The following is a 15,820-nucleotide window of genomic DNA, read 5'->3' on the forward strand; positions in this document are numbered from 1 at the left end:
CGCGCTATCCATCTTGATGGCTGCCGGGGTTTACGGTGAGCTTAAAGAGTACGAACGGAGCAACGATCATGGAATGCGACGATAAACTGATTGAAGAAGCCGTGCTTGCCCTGTTTGCAGCCTTCAGCATTGATAACGGCAATGCTTGGAAAGGGTTCGACTTCGACACCATGAACCGATCACATGAACATGGTTTCATCAGTAATCCGGTGACAAGAACAGATCGATTTGGTTGACGGCTGAAGGGTTGGAGCTAGGTCGGCAGATAGCCGACCGGTTGTTTGGGTTAAGAACTCAAGTGGAGCATGTATCCGACTCGGATATCTGACTTCATACCCCGGCCATATGGTAGGCGAGGTTTATGGATCGTTTACGGTTCTTCGAAGCTCCACCTCGGCGACTAGGTCGAGCCGGATGCCAAGATCACCGGGTTCGACTCGGCACTTTTCGTCTTTTTTAAATCGTCAGGCATCGGTTGAAAATACTTTATTGAAAGCGCAACGGCTTTTGCCTTTGGTTTAAACGACTGGCATCCACTTCAAATATTACGTAGCCCCCTCCTGTAAGCTGTCCAGCCCCTCGAAAACGAACCAAAAACCTCGTATTAACGCTTGTTGCGATTGCTGAGGGACTGAGGCATGTTGCTGGCCTGGGGCCTTCGACTTATCGATCCTTGCCCCGTATCCCTGTTTGACTTTCTGACCCGTACTTGGCTGCCTATGTGGCCTATACGGTTTCTCGCCAAAAAATTGCAAGAACACTGAAAAAATGGCCTTTGGTTTTTTTTTTTGCTTCAGTAACCAAAGGTCAACCTATTTGTGGTATTTTCGCCGATAAAATAATCGGGTCATTCACTATGCTGGCTTCAGTTTATGGCATTAATCACAATCCTCTCTTGAACCCCTTCTCATGTCGCGGAATAAAAGACAGCGCCCTTCAAGTATGTGGTTTTTTAGAGGTGCGGAGGCTATGTAATTAAAACATTTCTGCTGCGAATTTTTGAAAAATGGATGCGCGATGAATTTGAATTTAACCGTTGCAGTAGTTATACCTAGTTATAAGGTGTGCAAGCATATACAGTCGGTCATTGAAAAGATTGGCCCAGAGGTCGATCGGATCTATGTGGTGGATGATTGTTGTCCCGATGGTTCCGGCGATTTTGTTGTCGCGTCTTGTCACGACTCACGTGTTAGTGTGATCCGGCATACGGAAAATCAGGGCGTTGGTGGCGCAGTAATGAGTGGCTACAAAGCTGCCATTGAAGAAGGTATGGATATAATTGTTAAAATTGATGGTGATGGCCAAATGGATCCGGGGCTGATCCCGGACTTCATCACGCCGATCGTCATTGGTGAGGCAGATTATACAAAAGGTAATCGGTTCTTCGATCTGGAGGAGCTACGTGCAATGCCCAAGCTTAGATTGTTTGGCAACGCGGTGTTGTCATTTATGACAAAGTTCTCCTCTGGCTACTGGAATTTATTCGATCCAACCAATGGGTATACGGCAATACACAGCGATGCGGCTCGGCATTTGCCATTCTCCAAAATCAGTCGTCGTTATTTTTTTGAAACGGATATTTTGTTTCGTCTCAATATTCTACGCGCAGTTGTCATCGATGTTCCGATGGATGCAAAGTATGGTGAAGAGGTGAGCGGTCTAAAAATATCAAAAATAATGGGGGAGTTTCTTGTAAAGCACGTAAGAAATTTCTTTAAGAGAATTTTTTACAGTTATTACTTAAGAGACATGTCGCTGGCTTCGATCGAGCTTCCGGTTGGTGTGGTTTTGTTGTCGTTTGGAATTTTGTTTGGGGTTTATCAGTGGATGTGGTCCATCAGTATGGGATTGCAAACATCATCTGGCACGGTAATGCTTTCCGCGCTTCCTGTCATTATAGGTCTGCAACTTGTGCTGGCTTTTTTGGGGCACGATATAAATTCTGTTCCTCATAGGCCTTTTCACCGTCTCAAACGCTTTATCAAGTCAGGCAAGAAGAGGACTTAAAATGCAAGAAGAAGACAAAGCGTGGACAAAGTATCGGCAAAAATTTGCCTATGTTTATGATGACTCGAATTATGCCAGTCCGTTACAGTCAATGGTCATGCACGCCAGCCATAAGCTGGCGGAGAAAAAATTTGGCGGGACAACGCATTTTGGTCGGGTGCTCGAAATTGGGGCAGGTACAGGCGAACATTTGCCATTCGTTCGGCATACATTTGATCACTACATACTCTCCGATCTGGACGGTACGACGCTTGAGCGAGCAAAGGAAAAATTGGCAGGAAAGTATGATCAAAAAGTCTCGTTTGTAACTCAGGCTGGAAGTGAACTGGAATATCCGGACAATACTTTTGATCGGGTTGTCGCTGTTCATGTTTTGGAGCACATTTGTCAACCACATTTAGTGTTAAAAGAATGGCGTCGGGTGCTTAAACAGGGTGGGATTTTATCCATACTCATACCCACTGATCCGGGAATGGCATGGCGTTTTGGGCGGCACTTGGGGCCAAGAAAAAAGGCAATTGCCCAAGGGATTGCATATGATTATGTAATGGCAAGGGAGCATGTCAATTCGTGCAATAACCTTATAGCACTTCTTAGGCACTATTTTCCCGGTTCTACAGAGAGCTGGTGGCCGTTCCCAGTATCCTCTATTGATTTGAATTTATTCTTTGCCTTCCACGCTGTCGTTAATAAAGAGGAAGATGTTCAGTGATGATCTATGTCGTCGCCATTTTGTGTGTGCTTGGTTTGGCGATCGGACAAATTCTTTTCAAGACAAGCTCGCTCGCGCTTGCTCAGGCGGGGACTTTTTTTAATTTAAGGGTTATGATCGCGTTGTTTGCGGCCATGTTCCTCTACGGTATAACGTCGATAGCATGGGTTTGGGTATTGCAAAGAATTGAATTGGGTAGGGTTTACCCGTTAATGGCATTAGCTTTTGTTTTGGTGCCAATAGGTAGTCATTTTATTTTTGGCGAGCGCTTTCAACTTCAGTATTTTGTCGGGGTTGTATTTATAGTGTTCGGGATTTTTGTCGCAGTGAGGGCGTAATAATTGAAGTCAGATGCGGATTTTGGTATAGATATGGCTTCAAATAAAAAATGGCCGCTGCTTGCTTTTATTTTGTTTGCTATTTATTTGTTTTTTTCTACCCTTATTCCACCTTTTCAATCTCCTGATGAGTATGACCATATTAAGCGTGCTTATCTGTTGGTAGAGGGGCATATTGTTTTAGACTCTCCGATGGGGCAATCGTCCGGCGGGATGATTGATGTAGGGCTGATCTCATATATAAATTATTACAAAAAATTAATTGGTAAGTTAGATGGCAAATTGTCCGCTGATCAGATAGGGGAAGCAAATTCTATTCTATGGACAGGGCAGAGGGAGTTTAGCTCGGCACCTGGCACGGGATATTACCTGCCAATAGTTTATCTGCCTCAAGCAGTTGGATTGAAGGTCGGTGAAATGTTGGGGGCTTCGGTTGACGTATCCTATAGATTGGCGCGATTCAGTGCGTTGCTAATGGCATCGGTTTTTTTATTTATAGCCTTTCGTTTGTATTCGCCTCCACCGTTGGTCTTGGCATTATTATTGATTCCAATGAGTCTATTTCAGATGGCGTCAGCCAGTCTCGATGTGATATCGACTGGACTTGCTGTCCTGGCTATATCAATATTTATGCGGGTCACCAAAGAGGGGCGAAAGACCGGGCCTGAACTTCTGTATGGGTTGGCCATTTGCGTGTTTTTATTGGCCTCCAGTAGAGTCCATTTATTACCAATGATAGGGTTGTTGTTTGCAACTAGTTTTTACACAAACAGTAAGAAAGGGCTAATTTTAGGTGCGGTCGTTTTATTTGGTGTGCTCGCTTGGTTAGTCTTGGCAGTTAAAACGACCGTTGATATGAGGGTTGTGACCGGATTTACAACCTCAGGTATAGTTAAATTTTATTTGTTACATCCCTTTTCGTTTTTTGAGGTTTTAAGCACGACGATTCCAATGTTCGGTATGTTTTATGTAAACTCTTTCTTGGGTGTGCTGGGTTGGCTTGATACGCCGCTTTCTACAGAGGTGTATTCTCGGCTGTGTGTTCTGCTTTTTTGTGTTTTGATATGCTCGATATCATTTAAACGTCTTCGAACAGAATGGACTGCACGGGCATTATTGGCGGTTTGTGCACTGATTTCGACTTTGTTTGTTTTTTTTGCGCTACTGGTTACTTGGAATGCACATCCGGCGACTGTTATCCAGGGTGTTCAGGGGCGCTATTTTTTGATTTCGGCTCTTTTATTTGCATATGCTTTGGGGGGCGGAGAAAACATAAATCGTTCGTTGTTATCAGTTGCTGGGATTACGGGTGTAGGTTTAATATTTTTGGTTTCTACGTACAGCACGGCCTTCGCACTCCTGGACAGGTATTACGTTGTAAGTAGTCAACCAGTCGCTACTAAAACGGAAATGCTAGTAAGCCCATCGTTGATGATAGATAAATCAATCAAGCTCAGATTCTCCCAAAAGCACTTGGACGATTCCTTGGCTTTGAAGCGTATTGGTGTGATGTTCGCCACATACGTCAGACAAAACCCGGGAGAAGCAGAGCTACGTTTATCTACAGTTGATGGCGCAGTATTTTCACAACGCTTTGTTTTGTCTGATCTTGCTGACAATCAATATCGTTACTTTGACCTTGACCGGAAACGCTACACCTTAGGCGAGATTATCTCAGTGGGAGGCAGCGGTGTCAGTGTTTGGGAGGGGCGAGTGCTATCTGCGGATGCTAATACTTGCATCATTTACGAGTACTTGGACGGAAGAAGGATATCTACGTTAGGTTGTCCGCAACAATAATCACTGCCGGCTGGCGCCTTTGCTGCGCTGATAAGCGCTCGGATGAGGGGGAGGTGGCGGTATCGAAGCAAAATTGACTCGATCCTCCGGTTCAAAACTGACGCACTCGGATCTAGTGTTATTGTTTTACATACTGCAATAGACATATTTTTGACAACCCGCGCTCATCGCCTAAATTTGAGAGGCAGCTTCGGAAAAGCTGCTTTCTCAAACGATGTTATGGAGCTTCATCTATGCGTACTGGCTATTTTTACTCTCTGGTTTTTGCCCTGCTCACCAGCGCTTCTGTTGCCACAATTGCTGCGCCCGCGGCGAAACCCGAAATGGGCAACGCACCTGTGGTGCTGGAAGTTTCCCCTAAGACGCAGTCTGGCAAAGTCGATCTCAATCAAGCCGATGCACCGACATTGCAGCGTGAGCTGTCCGGTATCGGTGAGGCCAAAGCCAAGGCGATTGTTGCGTATCGTGAGAGTAATGGGCCATTTTCGTCTGTGGACGAACTGCTGGAAGTGAAAGGGATAGGCAAAGCGATTCTGGACAAGAACCGCGAAAAACTTCAGGTGAACTAAGCTTGTAGATCAACGCCAGAGGCCGGTCATTGACCGGCCTTTTTGCATGTGCGCCAGGCATGGCGCGTTGCGCGTAAGCGCAACCAGCTTGGCTGTGGTGGCCACGCTGGTGACTTGGAGGTGCAAGTCCTCTACACACCCGGCAAGGGGAAGTGTTAGCCAGAGGCAAGGGTGTCGCGGGTGACTGCGAATCTGAAGGAAGCCCGAGGCAAAATGCTGGCCTGACGAACAGGAAGCGGATAGAGGCGGCGCAGCGGGGTAAGGGGGCATGTTTCCTCAAAGCCCAATACTTGCACGGGACGCTGCGACGTAGATCCGACAGGCATAAGCAGGAAGGTCGCGCGAATTACCCTGGGAGATCTGCACGCTTGCCATTGTGCTACCGAGCGTCGAGAGGCGACGGGATGAGCGTGCAGAAGTCAGCCGAAGCCGTAGTAAGTGACGAATAACCCCGTCACCAAGGGCCGAACAGGTTATGCCGCCAGTAGGCGTCAGAGTCTCGTTGAATACCGAAATGCAGAAATTTCTCCCAGAGAGAACTGTGATTCCAAGTCCCGGACAGAATCCGAGGACGACGGCTAGCAGTGCGCAGGCATCGGCGGCGTCTGTGGCGTGGACGAACGCGGAGCCGGACACGCTGATGGAGCGGGTGCTTGCACCCGCCAACCTCAAGCGTGCGTATCAACGCGTGGTCAGCAACGAGGGCGCACCGGGTGCCGATGGCATGACGGTCGACAACTTGGCGGACTACGTGAAACAATATTGGCCGACCCTCAAGGTGAGGTTGCTGGCCGGCGAGTATCACCCGCAGGGTGTACGCGCCGTTGACACCCCCAAACCCAAAGGCGGAACACGGCAACTGGGCATCCCCAGCGTCGTGGATCGCCTGATCCAGCAGGCCCTGCTACAACAGCTCACGCCGATCTTCGATCCTCTGTTTTCGGACTACAGCTACGGTTTTCGTCCGGGCAGAAGCGCTCATCAAGCTATCGAAACCGCTCGCGGCCATGTGGCGGCGGGACACCGCTGGTGTGTGGAACTTGATCTTAAAAAGTTCTTTGATCGAGTTAACCACGACGTTTTGATGGCCCATATAGAGCGTCAAGTCGACGACAAACGGGTGCTCAGGCTGATCCGCCGTTACCTCGAAGCCGGGATCATGTCGGGAGGTATTGCTAGCCGACGGCAAGAAGGGACGCCGCAAGGCGGCCCACTCTCGCCGCTGCTGTCGAACATCCTGCTCAACGAACTCGACCGCGAGCTGGAACGACGGGGTCATCGCTTCGTGCGCTATGCCGACGATGCGAACATCTATGTGCGTAGTTGCCGTGCGGGCGAACGAGTGATGGCTAGAGCTGAGCGCTTCCTGAGCCAGCGTCTGAAACTGACGCTGAACCGGGAAAAGAGCCGTGTGGCACGGCCTTGGATCTGTGACTATCTGGGCTATGGAATGAGCTGGCATCAGAAGCCGAGACTGAGGGTAGCGTCGATGAACCTGGCTCGCTTGCGCGACAGGATCAGAGACCTGCTGCGCAGCGCGCGGGGCCACAAGATGGCAACTGTCATTGAGCGGATCAACCCTGTGCTGCGTGGCTGGGCAGGCTACTTCAAGCTAAGTCAGAGCAAACGGCCACTTGAGGAACTTGATGGACGGGTGCGTCGCAAACTTCGCTGCTTGCTCTGGCGTCAATGGAAGCAGCCTTCAACGAGGGCGCGCAACTTGATGCGCTTGGGGCTTAGCGAACCACGCGCCTGCAAATCAGCCTTCAATGGTCGCGGCCCATGGTGGAGTTCGGGGGCGTCTCATATGAATCAGGCGTTGCCGAAGAAGCTGTGGGACGAACTTGGGCTAGTCTCGGTACTGGACACGATGAACCGGCTTAGCCGTGTAGCCTGAACCGCCTTATACGGATCCGTACGTACGGTGGTGTGAGAGGACGGCGGATGTAAATCCGCCTCCTACTCGATTCTGGCATTAGGGTGGTGAGACGCCTTTCATCGGCTGATAAAAAATTATGGCTATCATATGTCGCTGATATTATGCCTATAATTCATTCGCGTGCCGCTGAAGCGTGCTGATGTTCAGACGCTCATTTTCCTCAAGTATTTTCCTGGAGCACAGTCATGACTTCCTCCCAGTCCCAAGGTACGGCCCTTGTTACCGGCGCATCTTCCGGTATCGGTGCGATATACGCTGAGCGGTTGGCGGCGCGTGGTTTTGATTTGCTGCTGGTCGCTCGCGACGAGCAGCGGCTTGAGGCGGCAGCGAGCCAGTTGCGCACCGAGTATGGTGTTCAGGTAGAAGTGCTGAAGGCAGACCTGACACAAAAGGATGATGTGCTGCAGATCGAACAACGTCTTCGCAGTGATTCGAGTATCAGCCTGTTGCTGAACAACGCTGGCGTCGCGTCGGATGGTCTGCTGGCAAATGCCGACATGGAACAGCTGGAAAAGCTGATTCAACTGAACGTCACTACGGTCACACGCCTGGCATCAGCGGCAGCCGCCAGTTTTGCCAAGGCCGGCCGGGGTTCGATCATCAATATCGCATCGGTGGTTGCGCTGTTCCCTGAGCGCTTCAATGCAACCTACAGCGCCAGTAAAGCTTATGTGTTAAGCCTGACCCAATCCTTGAATGCCGAACTGGATGGCACCGGGGTCAAGGTCCAGGCCGTTTTGCCGGGCGTCACACGCACCGAAATCTGGGAACGCTCCGGTATCGATGCTAGCCAGATACCCGCGGAAATGGTCATGGACGCAGGTGAGATGGTTGATGCTGCGTTATCCGGCCTGGACCAAGGTGAACTGATCACCATTCCATCGTTGCCAAACGCCTCCGAGTGGGACGACTTTGTGAAGGCCCGCTTGGTCATGGCGCCGAATCTTTCCAAAAGTACCGCCGCCGCACGTTACAAATGAAACACCTTCAATCGTATTGAGGTAATTACGGCATGAGTGATCGTCGAGTAGTTGTCACCGGCATGGGCCTGGTGACTCCATTGGGTAGCGGTGTAGAAGTTGTCTGGGAGCGACTGCTGGCCGGGCGTTCCGGGTTGCGGATTTTGCCGGACGAGGTGGTCGCCGATTTGCCGGCAAAGGTGGGCGGTGTGGTGCCGACTGCCGAGGAGGATGCCGAGGCGGGTTTTGACCCGGATCGGGCGACGCCACCCAAAGAACAGAAGAAGATGGACCGCTTCATTCTGTTTGCCATGGAAGCCGCGCGACAGGCGTTGGAGCAGGCGGGTTGGCAGGCGCTGGACGCGCAAGCCCAGGAACGTACCGCAACCATCATCGGCTCAGGAATCGGCGGATTCGGCGCCATTGCCGATGCGGTGCGCACCACCGACAGCCGTGGCCCACGGCGACTGTCGCCCTTCACCATTCCGTCGTTCCTGGTCAACCTCGCTGCGGGTCATGTGTCGATCCAGCACGGTTTCAAAGGCCCGTTGGGTGCTCCGGTGACGGCGTGTGCGGCGGGGGTTCAGGCGATTGGTGATGCGGCGCGGCTGATTCGTTGTGGCGAAGCGGATATTGCCGTGTGCGGCGGCGCGGAGGCGGCGATCGATCGGGTCAGTCTTGCCGGGTTCGCGGCGGCGCGAGCCTTGTCCAGCGGTTTCAACGAAACCCCGGAACGTGCTTCCCGGCCGTTCGACAGTGCTCGCGACGGCTTTGTGATGGGCGAGGGCGCGGGCCTTCTGGTGATTGAATCCCTGGAGCACGCCATGGCGCGCGGGGCTCAACCGTTAGCCGAGTTGGTCGGCTACGGCACCAGCGCCGATGCTTACCATCTGACGGCGGGCCCGGAAGATGGCAATGGTGCACGTCGGGCGATGTCGCTGGCATTGGCACAGGCCGGTGTTTCAGCCGCACAGGTGCAACATCTCAATGCGCATGCCACGTCGACGCCGGTGGGCGACCTCGGCGAGTTAGCGGCGATCAAGTCATTGTTCGGTTCAGACAACAAGGTGGCGGTGACATCGACCAAGTCGGCGATAGGGCATTTGCTCGGCGCTGCTGGTGGGGTTGAGGCGATCTTCACGCTGTTGGCGATTCGCGATCAGATCGTGCCGGCCACTTTGAACTTCGATAATCCGGACCCGGCGGCGCAAGGTGTGGACATCGTCCACGGTCAGGCGCGGCCAATGGCTATCGAGTACGCGTTGTCCAACGGCTTCGGGTTTGGCGGGGTCAATGCCAGCGTGTTGTTCAAGCGCTGGCAGGGTTAATCCTGCGGTTGTTTAAGAAACGCGCGGGTCACGTCAAGAATCCGCTGAGCCAGCTCCGGACTCTCGACACTGCGCGATAACAACAATGCGCCGACCAGGGCGGACATGATAAAGACGCTCTGGTCAGCGGCATCTTCGCCTTCAAGGCTGTTTTCTATTTGTTGGAGTCGTGCGTTCAGCACCACGTCCGAGGTCGGACTTGGCTGCCCGCGCAAGCCGAGTTCCGAGGACATAGTCGGTAACGGGCATCCTTCATGCGGCGAGGTCTGGTGCCATTCCGACAAATAGGTGTCGATGAACGCTTCCAGCGGGCGATCCTGGGCGAACAGCTCGGCGCAGACGGCGTCGCACTGATCACCCGCTGCTTGCAACGCCTTTTCAACCAGTTCGTCCTTGGACGTGAAGTGCGAGTAAAAACCGCCGTGGGTCAACCCCAGCGCTTTCATCAGCGGTTGCAGGCCGGTCGCACCAATACCGTCGCGGCGGAATCGCGCTGACGCTTCCTTGATGATGCGCTGATGGGTCTGGGCTTTATGGTCCTGCGAGTAACGCATCTGAAATCTCCGCAACAATGCGCCATCTTAACCAATGAAAATAAGATGGCGACTGTACTTCTACTTCTATAAAGCATGCAGATGCGTCCAACTCCGTCCTGAACACGACGTGATCTGGCACGGATAGTGATTACTCATTAGCCAGAGATTGTTGAACAATCATAAGGCGAAGCGCATGAGCAACGGACAGTCCCTGGCCGACCACATCACACTGGAATTGCGTGCCGACATCATTGGCGGCCGATTGGTGCCCGGCATGGCGTTGGTGGAAAACGATCTGGTGTCTGCCTATAACGCTTCTCGCAATACGATCCGCGAGGCCTTGCACCGCTTGGGTCAGGAAGGGTTGACCGTGTATGTCCGCAACAAAGGGGTGAGCGTGCGCAGGCTGGGCGTAGTGGACGTGCGTGACCTGTTCAAGGTCCGGCGCACCCTCGAGTTGCAAGCCATCAATGCCAGCCCGCCGCTGCGCGACGATCAGTCGGCGCGGATGCTCCAGGCCCTGGAAGCCACCGAGCTGGCCAGGGAGCGTGAGGACTGGCGTGCCGTCGGCACTCACAGCCTGGCCTTTCATCAACACATCGTCGGGTTGCTGCGCAGTCCGTTGTTTGATGAGTTCTTCACCAACGTCGTCGCGCAATTGCGTCTGGTGTTCTCCACGGCGCCCGATGAATCACGTTTTCAGGCGCCATGGCTGGCGCGTGACCGGCAGATCCATGCCTTGCTGGCCGAGGGCGATACCCGCGCAGCTGCGGATGCCATGAGCCTTTACCTGGATGATTCGGAACACCTCCTGTTGCAGATATGTACCCCTTCTTCCCATCACTGATCGAGGATTCGTGCCATGTACAAAGACTATCCGGCGGCCTATCAAGTCAGCAAAGGCTCGGCGTTGCAGGTGGATACAGCCTTCTACGAACGGATTCGGGATGCGAAGGACGGGCGGACGCTGATCGAGCAGTTCGAAGTACCGATCCGCACCGGCCGCGCCTGGAACGTGCCGGCAGGCCATGTGTTTCGTGTCACCACACCGGTCGGGCCGCAAGTGGGGGATTTCAACGTCTGGAACGCCCATGACCCACGGGAGCGCTTATGGGCGGCGCGCACCCGTCAATTGCAGGGCGCCCACGTCAGCACCCACGACCGGCTCTGGTCGAACCTGCCTTTTTTGCGGCCGCTGGTGACGATTACCGACGACAGCCTGGCGGGTTATGGCATCGACGAACACGGCGGTCGCTTGCATGATTTACTCGGCACGCGCTGCGATCCTTATGTGAACAAGATGCTCACTGGTGAGGACTTCCATCATCACTGCCATTCCAACCTGACTCGCGCCGTTTTGCCCTATGGCCTGACCGAGTTCGACGTGCATGACGTGCTGAACATTTTCCAGTGCACCGGTCTGAATCACGACGACCTTTACTTCATGAAAGCCTGTCCGGCGCAGAAGGGCGATTACCTGGAGTTCTTTGCCGAGATCGATTTGCTGTGCGCGCTCTCGACCTGTCCAGGTGGTGACCTGTCGCTGGCCATGTGGGGGCCGGATGCGCAGGATCCGCTGACCGTATGTCGACCGCTGGGCGTGGAGATTTATCGGTTGCAGGAGTCGTTGCTGGAAGGCTGGAGCCAACCGGAGCGTGCGGCGTACAAAGGTATGCACGGCTTGCACATCGCCAAAGCCGACTGGGAACAATAAAAGCAAACCCCCCTGTCATTCACTGAGAATGACAGGGGGTTTTTCGTTAGCGGTCCTGTGCTTCCTTGGCATCCATTTCCGCATTGCGTTCAGCGACGCGTTTTCGTTGCTCTTCGGTCAGGTCGACCTTGGTGGCGGTGTCTCGCAACATCATCAAGCCACCAACGATCGAGCCGATTGCAACGACCAGAATCAACCAGGCATACCAGGGCATAGGGCTCTCCTTGAGGCAGGGCGATTGGCGGAGGTCGCCAATCGATCGTGCATACCACTTTGAGCGATGGATTTTCGCAGTGGTTCCATTCTATGCCTGATAAGCCAATCGCACCTGAAGCGTTTACAGCCCGGTCAGCATCGCGTCTGCCGGTGCGTCTGCACGCAATTGCGCCGTGAGCAGGAAGTACACGAAACCTGCCGCCATAAAGCCGAGGAAGATCAGCCCGATCAAGGCGTTGAACCAGGCCATCGCCACCAGGCAGACCACCGCCAGTACCAGCGCGATCATCGGCACCAGCGGATAGCACGGCGCACGGAACGTACGCTCAAGGTTCGGTTCGGTTTTGCGCAGTTTGAACAGGCTGAGCATGCTCATGATGTACATCACGATCGCACCGAACACCGCCATGGTGATCATCGCCGCGGTCAGTGTCATGCCGCCGAGGTTGATCAAACCGTCGCTGTAAATTGCCGCGATGCCGATCACGCCGCCAGCGATGATTGCCCGATGCGGCGTCTGGAAACGCGACAGTTTCGCCAGGGAGGTTGGCAGGTAGCCGGCCCGGGCCAGGGCGAAGAACTGCCGCGAGTAGCCGAGGATGATCCCGTGAAAACTCGCCACCAGCCCGAACAGACCGATCCACACCAGCATATGCAACCAGCCGGAGCTCTCGCCGACCACGGTTTTCATCGCCTGTGGCAGCGGATCGTTGATGTTTGACAGGGTGCGCCAGTCGCCGACGCCGCCAGCGAAGAACATCACGCCCATGGCCAGCAACACCAGGGTCAGGATGCCGCTGATGTACGCCTTGGGAATTGTGCGTTTCGGGTCCTTGGCTTCTTCGGCGGCCATGGCGGCGCCTTCGATGGCGAGGAAGAACCAGATGGCGAACGGAATCGCCGCGAACATCCCGGCAATCGCCGGGGCACCGAACACATCGCTGCCGGCCCAGCCATTCAGCGCAAAGTTGCTGAAGCTGAAGGCCGGCGCAACCACGCCCATGAACACCAGCAATTCAGCCACGGCCAGTACGCAGACGACCAGTTCGAACGTGGCCGCGAGTTTCACCCCGAGGATGTTCAGGCCCATGAACACGATGTAGGCACCGACCGCCGCGTGTTTGGGGTCGAGTGCCGGAAACTGCACGTTCAGGTAAGCACCGATCGCCAGGGCAATCGCGGGGGGCGCGAAGACGAATTCGATCAGCGTCGCCAATCCTGCGATCAATCCGCCTTTTTCGCCAAAGGCGCGGCGACTGTAGGCAAAGGGACCGCCGGCATGGGGGATCGCCGTGGTCAGTTCGGTGAAGCTGAAGATGAAGCAGGTGTACATCGTCGCGACCATGAACGAGGTCACCAGAAAGCCCAATGTACCCGCGACGCCCCAGCCGTAGCTCCAGCCAAAATATTCACCGGAAATCACCAGCCCGACGGCAATGCCCCATAAGTGCAACGTGCCCAGCGTGGGTTTGAGTTGTGTGTTCATGCGGTTGCTCCCTGAACGGTTTGGATTGCTCGGGGGAGGGTGTTTGCAGTGGGCGTGCCAGTGTTGTGATAGCAGTCGTAAAGCGTAAAAAGGTGTCGTATCAGGGATGTTCGCCGCTGGATGAGCGCATTTTTGTGCGCCAGTTGAGGGCAAGGGCGTCAGTTGTGCCGCCATCGCGAGCAAGCTCGGCTCCCACAGGGATTTGGGTCAATCTCCGAATCCGACGCCACCACTGAACCTGTGGGAGCCGGGCTTGCCCGCGATGAGGCCCGCCCAAACACCGCTGTAAAGCAGGCATAAACCCACTCTTTACGCTTTCTTTATGCCCCGCCCGCACCCTCGATCTCGTTCCTTTACAGCCTCCCTGCCGACAATGACTCCACACGCGGCAATACGCCGTAACACGGAGAACTTCCATGAGCGTTCTGGACGGAGTGTCACTGCTACTGGCAGTGGGGCTGTTCATTTATCTGTTGGTTGCGCTGTTGCGCGCGGACCGGAACTAGGAGCGGCTATGCACAGTTATGACTATTGGCTGATCCTCGCGTTTTTCGCGGTGGTATTGGTCCCGGCGCCGTTTCTCGGGCGCTTCTACTACAAGGTAATGGAAGGTCAGCGCACGTGGCTGACGCCGATTCTCGGGCCGGTGGAACGCGGCTGCTATCGCGTGGCCGGCGTTGATCCGCAGGCAGAACAGAGCTGGCAGAAGTACACCTTGGCCCTGCTCGCCTTTAACCTTGCGGGCTTTTTGCTGTTGTTCGCGATCCTGTTGTTTCAGGATCACCTGCCGCTGAACCCGCAAAACCTGCCGGGCCAGGAATGGACGCAAGCGTTCAATACGGCCGTCAGCTTCATGACCAATACCAACTGGCAGTCCTACAGCGGCGAAGCAACCCTGAGCTACCTGAGTCAGATGGTCGGCCTCACCGTGCAGAACTTCGTCAGCGCCGCCACCGGCCTCGCCGTGTTGGTAGCCCTGTGTCGCGGTATCGGTCGCAAGTCATCCAAGACCCTCGGCAATTTTTGGGTCGACATGACCCGCGCTACCCTCTACGGCTTGCTGCCGCTGTGCCTGCTGCTGGCGCTGTATCTGGTCTGGCAGGGCGTGCCACAAACCTTCGCCCAGTACGTGAATGCGGTGACGATGCAAGGCGTCGATCAAGTGATCCCGCTCGGCCCGGCCGCCAGCCAGATTGCGATCAAGCAACTGGGCACCAACGGGGGGGGCTTCTTCGGCGTCAACTCGGCGCACCCGTTCGAGAACCCGACGGCGTGGAGCAACCTGTTCGAAGTCGGCTCGATCATTCTGATTCCGGTCGCCCTGGTGTTCACCTTCGGCCATTACGTCAAAGACCTGCGTCAGAGCCGCGCGATCATCGCCTGCATGCTGGCGCTGTTCCTGATCGGCGGCGCGACTTCGCTGTGGGCTGAATACCAACCGAATCCAACGCTGAACAACGTCGCCGTCGAACAGACCGCGCCGCTGGAAGGCAAGGAGGCGCGCTTCGGCACCACGGCCACGGTGTTGTGGTCGGTGACCACCACGGCGGCGTCCAACGGCTCGGTCAACGGCATGCACGACAGCCTTAACCCGCTGAGCGGCATGGTCGCGCTGGTCAACATGATGGTCGGCGAAGTGATCTTCGGCGGCGTCGGTGCCGGGCTCTACGGCATGTTGCTCAACGTGTTGATCGCGGTGTTCCTCGCCGGCCTGATGATCGGCCGCACCCCGGAATACCTCGGCAAGAAACTGCAAGCCCGAGAAGTGCAACTGCTGGTGGTGACCTTGCTGGTGATGCCGGTCGGCGTATTGGTGCTCGGCGCGATTGCCGCCAGCCTGCCTGGCCCGGTCGCGGCGGTGAGTAACCCTGGCGCCCACGGTTTCAGTCAGTTGCTCTATGCCTACACCTCGGCCAGTGCCAACAACGGTTCGGCGTTCGGCGGCTTCGGGGCCAACACCGCGTTCCACAACCTGATGCTCGGTCTTGGCATGTTGATCGGTCGCTTCGGTTACATCCTCCCGGTACTGGCATTGGCCGGCAGCCTGGCGATGAAGAAAACCGCACCGATCGGCCAGAACAGCTTCCCGACCCATGGCCCGCTGTTTGTGACCCTGCTGACCGTGACCATTTTGCTGGTGGGTGGTTTGACCTTCTTGCCGACGCTGGCGCTGGGTCCGATTGCTGAACATCTGAGCATGGGCTTCTAAGGAATCC

Annotated in this window: 16 protein-coding genes; 13 read left to right on the plus strand and 3 right to left on the minus strand. The window is 54.7% G+C overall.

Translation table 11 applies throughout. The annotated features are described in order from the left end of the window. The first annotated feature begins 68 nt into the window (after positions 1–68). The 9 genes from D882_RS1000000132985 (at position 69) to fabF (ending at position 9,652) form a co-directional block, all read left to right on the plus strand. Complete coding sequence (locus D882_RS1000000132985) at positions 69–236, plus strand: DUF6429 family protein (protein WP_218186584.1); 168 nt, start codon at positions 69–71, stop codon at positions 234–236. 781 nt (positions 237–1,017) lie between these two features. After that, on the plus strand, positions 1,018–2,007 hold the full coding sequence (locus D882_RS0124485) for a glycosyltransferase family 2 protein (protein ID WP_027925674.1): 990 nt from the start codon (positions 1,018–1,020) through the stop codon (positions 2,005–2,007). A 1-nt stretch (position 2,008) separates the two neighbouring features. Beyond that, positions 2,009–2,719, plus strand: a complete 711-nt coding sequence (locus D882_RS0124490; RefSeq protein ID WP_027925675.1) for a class I SAM-dependent methyltransferase — start codon at positions 2,009–2,011, stop codon at positions 2,717–2,719. Next, positions 2,719–3,057, plus strand: a complete 339-nt coding sequence (locus D882_RS0124495) for an EamA family transporter (protein WP_027925676.1) — start codon at positions 2,719–2,721, stop codon at positions 3,055–3,057. Before D882_RS0124490 ends, D882_RS0124495 begins: the two co-directional genes overlap by 1 nt. Positions 3,058–3,060: 3 nt before the next feature. Continuing rightward, entirely contained in the window at positions 3,061–4,857 is a 1,797-nt protein-coding gene (locus D882_RS01000000131410) for a DUF2142 domain-containing protein (RefSeq protein WP_155953749.1), read from the plus strand. Positions 4,858–5,090: 233 nt separating this feature from the next. After that, positions 5,091–5,426, plus strand: coding sequence for a helix-hairpin-helix domain-containing protein (locus D882_RS0124505; protein WP_027925677.1), 336 nt, complete (start codon positions 5,091–5,093; stop codon positions 5,424–5,426). 475 nt (positions 5,427–5,901) lie between these two features. Beyond that, on the plus strand, positions 5,902–7,323 hold the full coding sequence (gene ltrA, locus D882_RS0124510) for a group II intron reverse transcriptase/maturase (protein WP_027925678.1): 1,422 nt from the start codon (positions 5,902–5,904) through the stop codon (positions 7,321–7,323). Positions 7,324–7,550: 227 nt separating this feature from the next. Continuing rightward, on the plus strand, positions 7,551–8,345 hold the full coding sequence (locus D882_RS0124515; protein ID WP_027925679.1) for an SDR family oxidoreductase: 795 nt from the start codon (positions 7,551–7,553) through the stop codon (positions 8,343–8,345). Positions 8,346–8,377: 32 nt separating this feature from the next. Further along, complete coding sequence (fabF, locus tag D882_RS0124520; protein ID WP_027925680.1) at positions 8,378–9,652, plus strand: beta-ketoacyl-ACP synthase II; 1,275 nt, start codon at positions 8,378–8,380, stop codon at positions 9,650–9,652. Here the strand turns inward: fabF and D882_RS0124525 are convergent. Beyond that, entirely contained in the window at positions 9,649–10,206 is a 558-nt protein-coding gene (locus D882_RS0124525; RefSeq protein ID WP_027925681.1) for a TetR/AcrR family transcriptional regulator, read from the minus strand. The two genes, fabF and D882_RS0124525, sit on opposite strands and share 4 nt — an antisense overlap. 175 nt (positions 10,207–10,381) lie before the next feature. Here D882_RS0124525 and D882_RS0124530 point away from each other — a divergent pair, with 175 nt between their 5' ends. Together D882_RS0124530 and D882_RS0124535 are read left to right on the plus strand one after the other, a co-directional pair. Next, entirely contained in the window at positions 10,382–11,035 is a 654-nt protein-coding gene (locus tag D882_RS0124530; protein ID WP_027925682.1) for a GntR family transcriptional regulator, read from the plus strand. 15 nt (positions 11,036–11,050) lie between these two features. Then, the gene (locus tag D882_RS0124535; RefSeq protein WP_027925683.1) at positions 11,051–11,902 is read left to right on the plus strand and encodes a DUF1989 domain-containing protein; all 852 of its coding nucleotides are present in this window, start codon (positions 11,051–11,053) and stop codon (positions 11,900–11,902) included. 46 nt (positions 11,903–11,948) lie between these two features. Here D882_RS0124535 and D882_RS1000000132340 read toward each other — a convergent pair whose 3' ends face one another. Together D882_RS1000000132340 and eat are read right to left on the minus strand one after the other, a co-directional pair. Continuing rightward, positions 11,949–12,116 (minus strand): DUF2897 family protein, encoded by a 168-nt coding sequence (locus D882_RS1000000132340; RefSeq protein ID WP_081744012.1) that lies wholly within the window; start codon positions 12,114–12,116, stop codon positions 11,949–11,951. A gap of 123 nt (positions 12,117–12,239) precedes the next feature. Next, complete coding sequence (eat, locus tag D882_RS0124545) at positions 12,240–13,604, minus strand: ethanolamine permease (RefSeq protein ID WP_027925684.1); 1,365 nt, start codon at positions 13,602–13,604, stop codon at positions 12,240–12,242. A 416-nt stretch (positions 13,605–14,020) separates the two neighbouring features. Between eat and kdpF the strand changes: the two genes are divergently transcribed. Then, positions 14,021–14,110 (plus strand): K(+)-transporting ATPase subunit F, encoded by a 90-nt coding sequence (kdpF, locus tag D882_RS1000000132345; RefSeq protein WP_007899818.1) that lies wholly within the window; start codon positions 14,021–14,023, stop codon positions 14,108–14,110. Between the two features lie 8 nt (positions 14,111–14,118). After that, positions 14,119–15,813 carry a potassium-transporting ATPase subunit KdpA gene (gene kdpA / locus D882_RS0124555; protein WP_027925685.1) on the plus strand — a complete coding sequence of 565 codons (1,695 nt, stop codon included), beginning with the start codon at positions 14,119–14,121 and terminating at the stop codon, positions 15,811–15,813. Positions 15,814–15,820 lie beyond the last annotated feature (7 nt).

It is taken from the genome of Pseudomonas sp. URMO17WK12:I12 (genome assembly GCF_000514395.1).
GTDB lineage: Bacteria > Pseudomonadota > Gammaproteobacteria > Pseudomonadales > Pseudomonadaceae > Aquipseudomonas > Aquipseudomonas mucoides.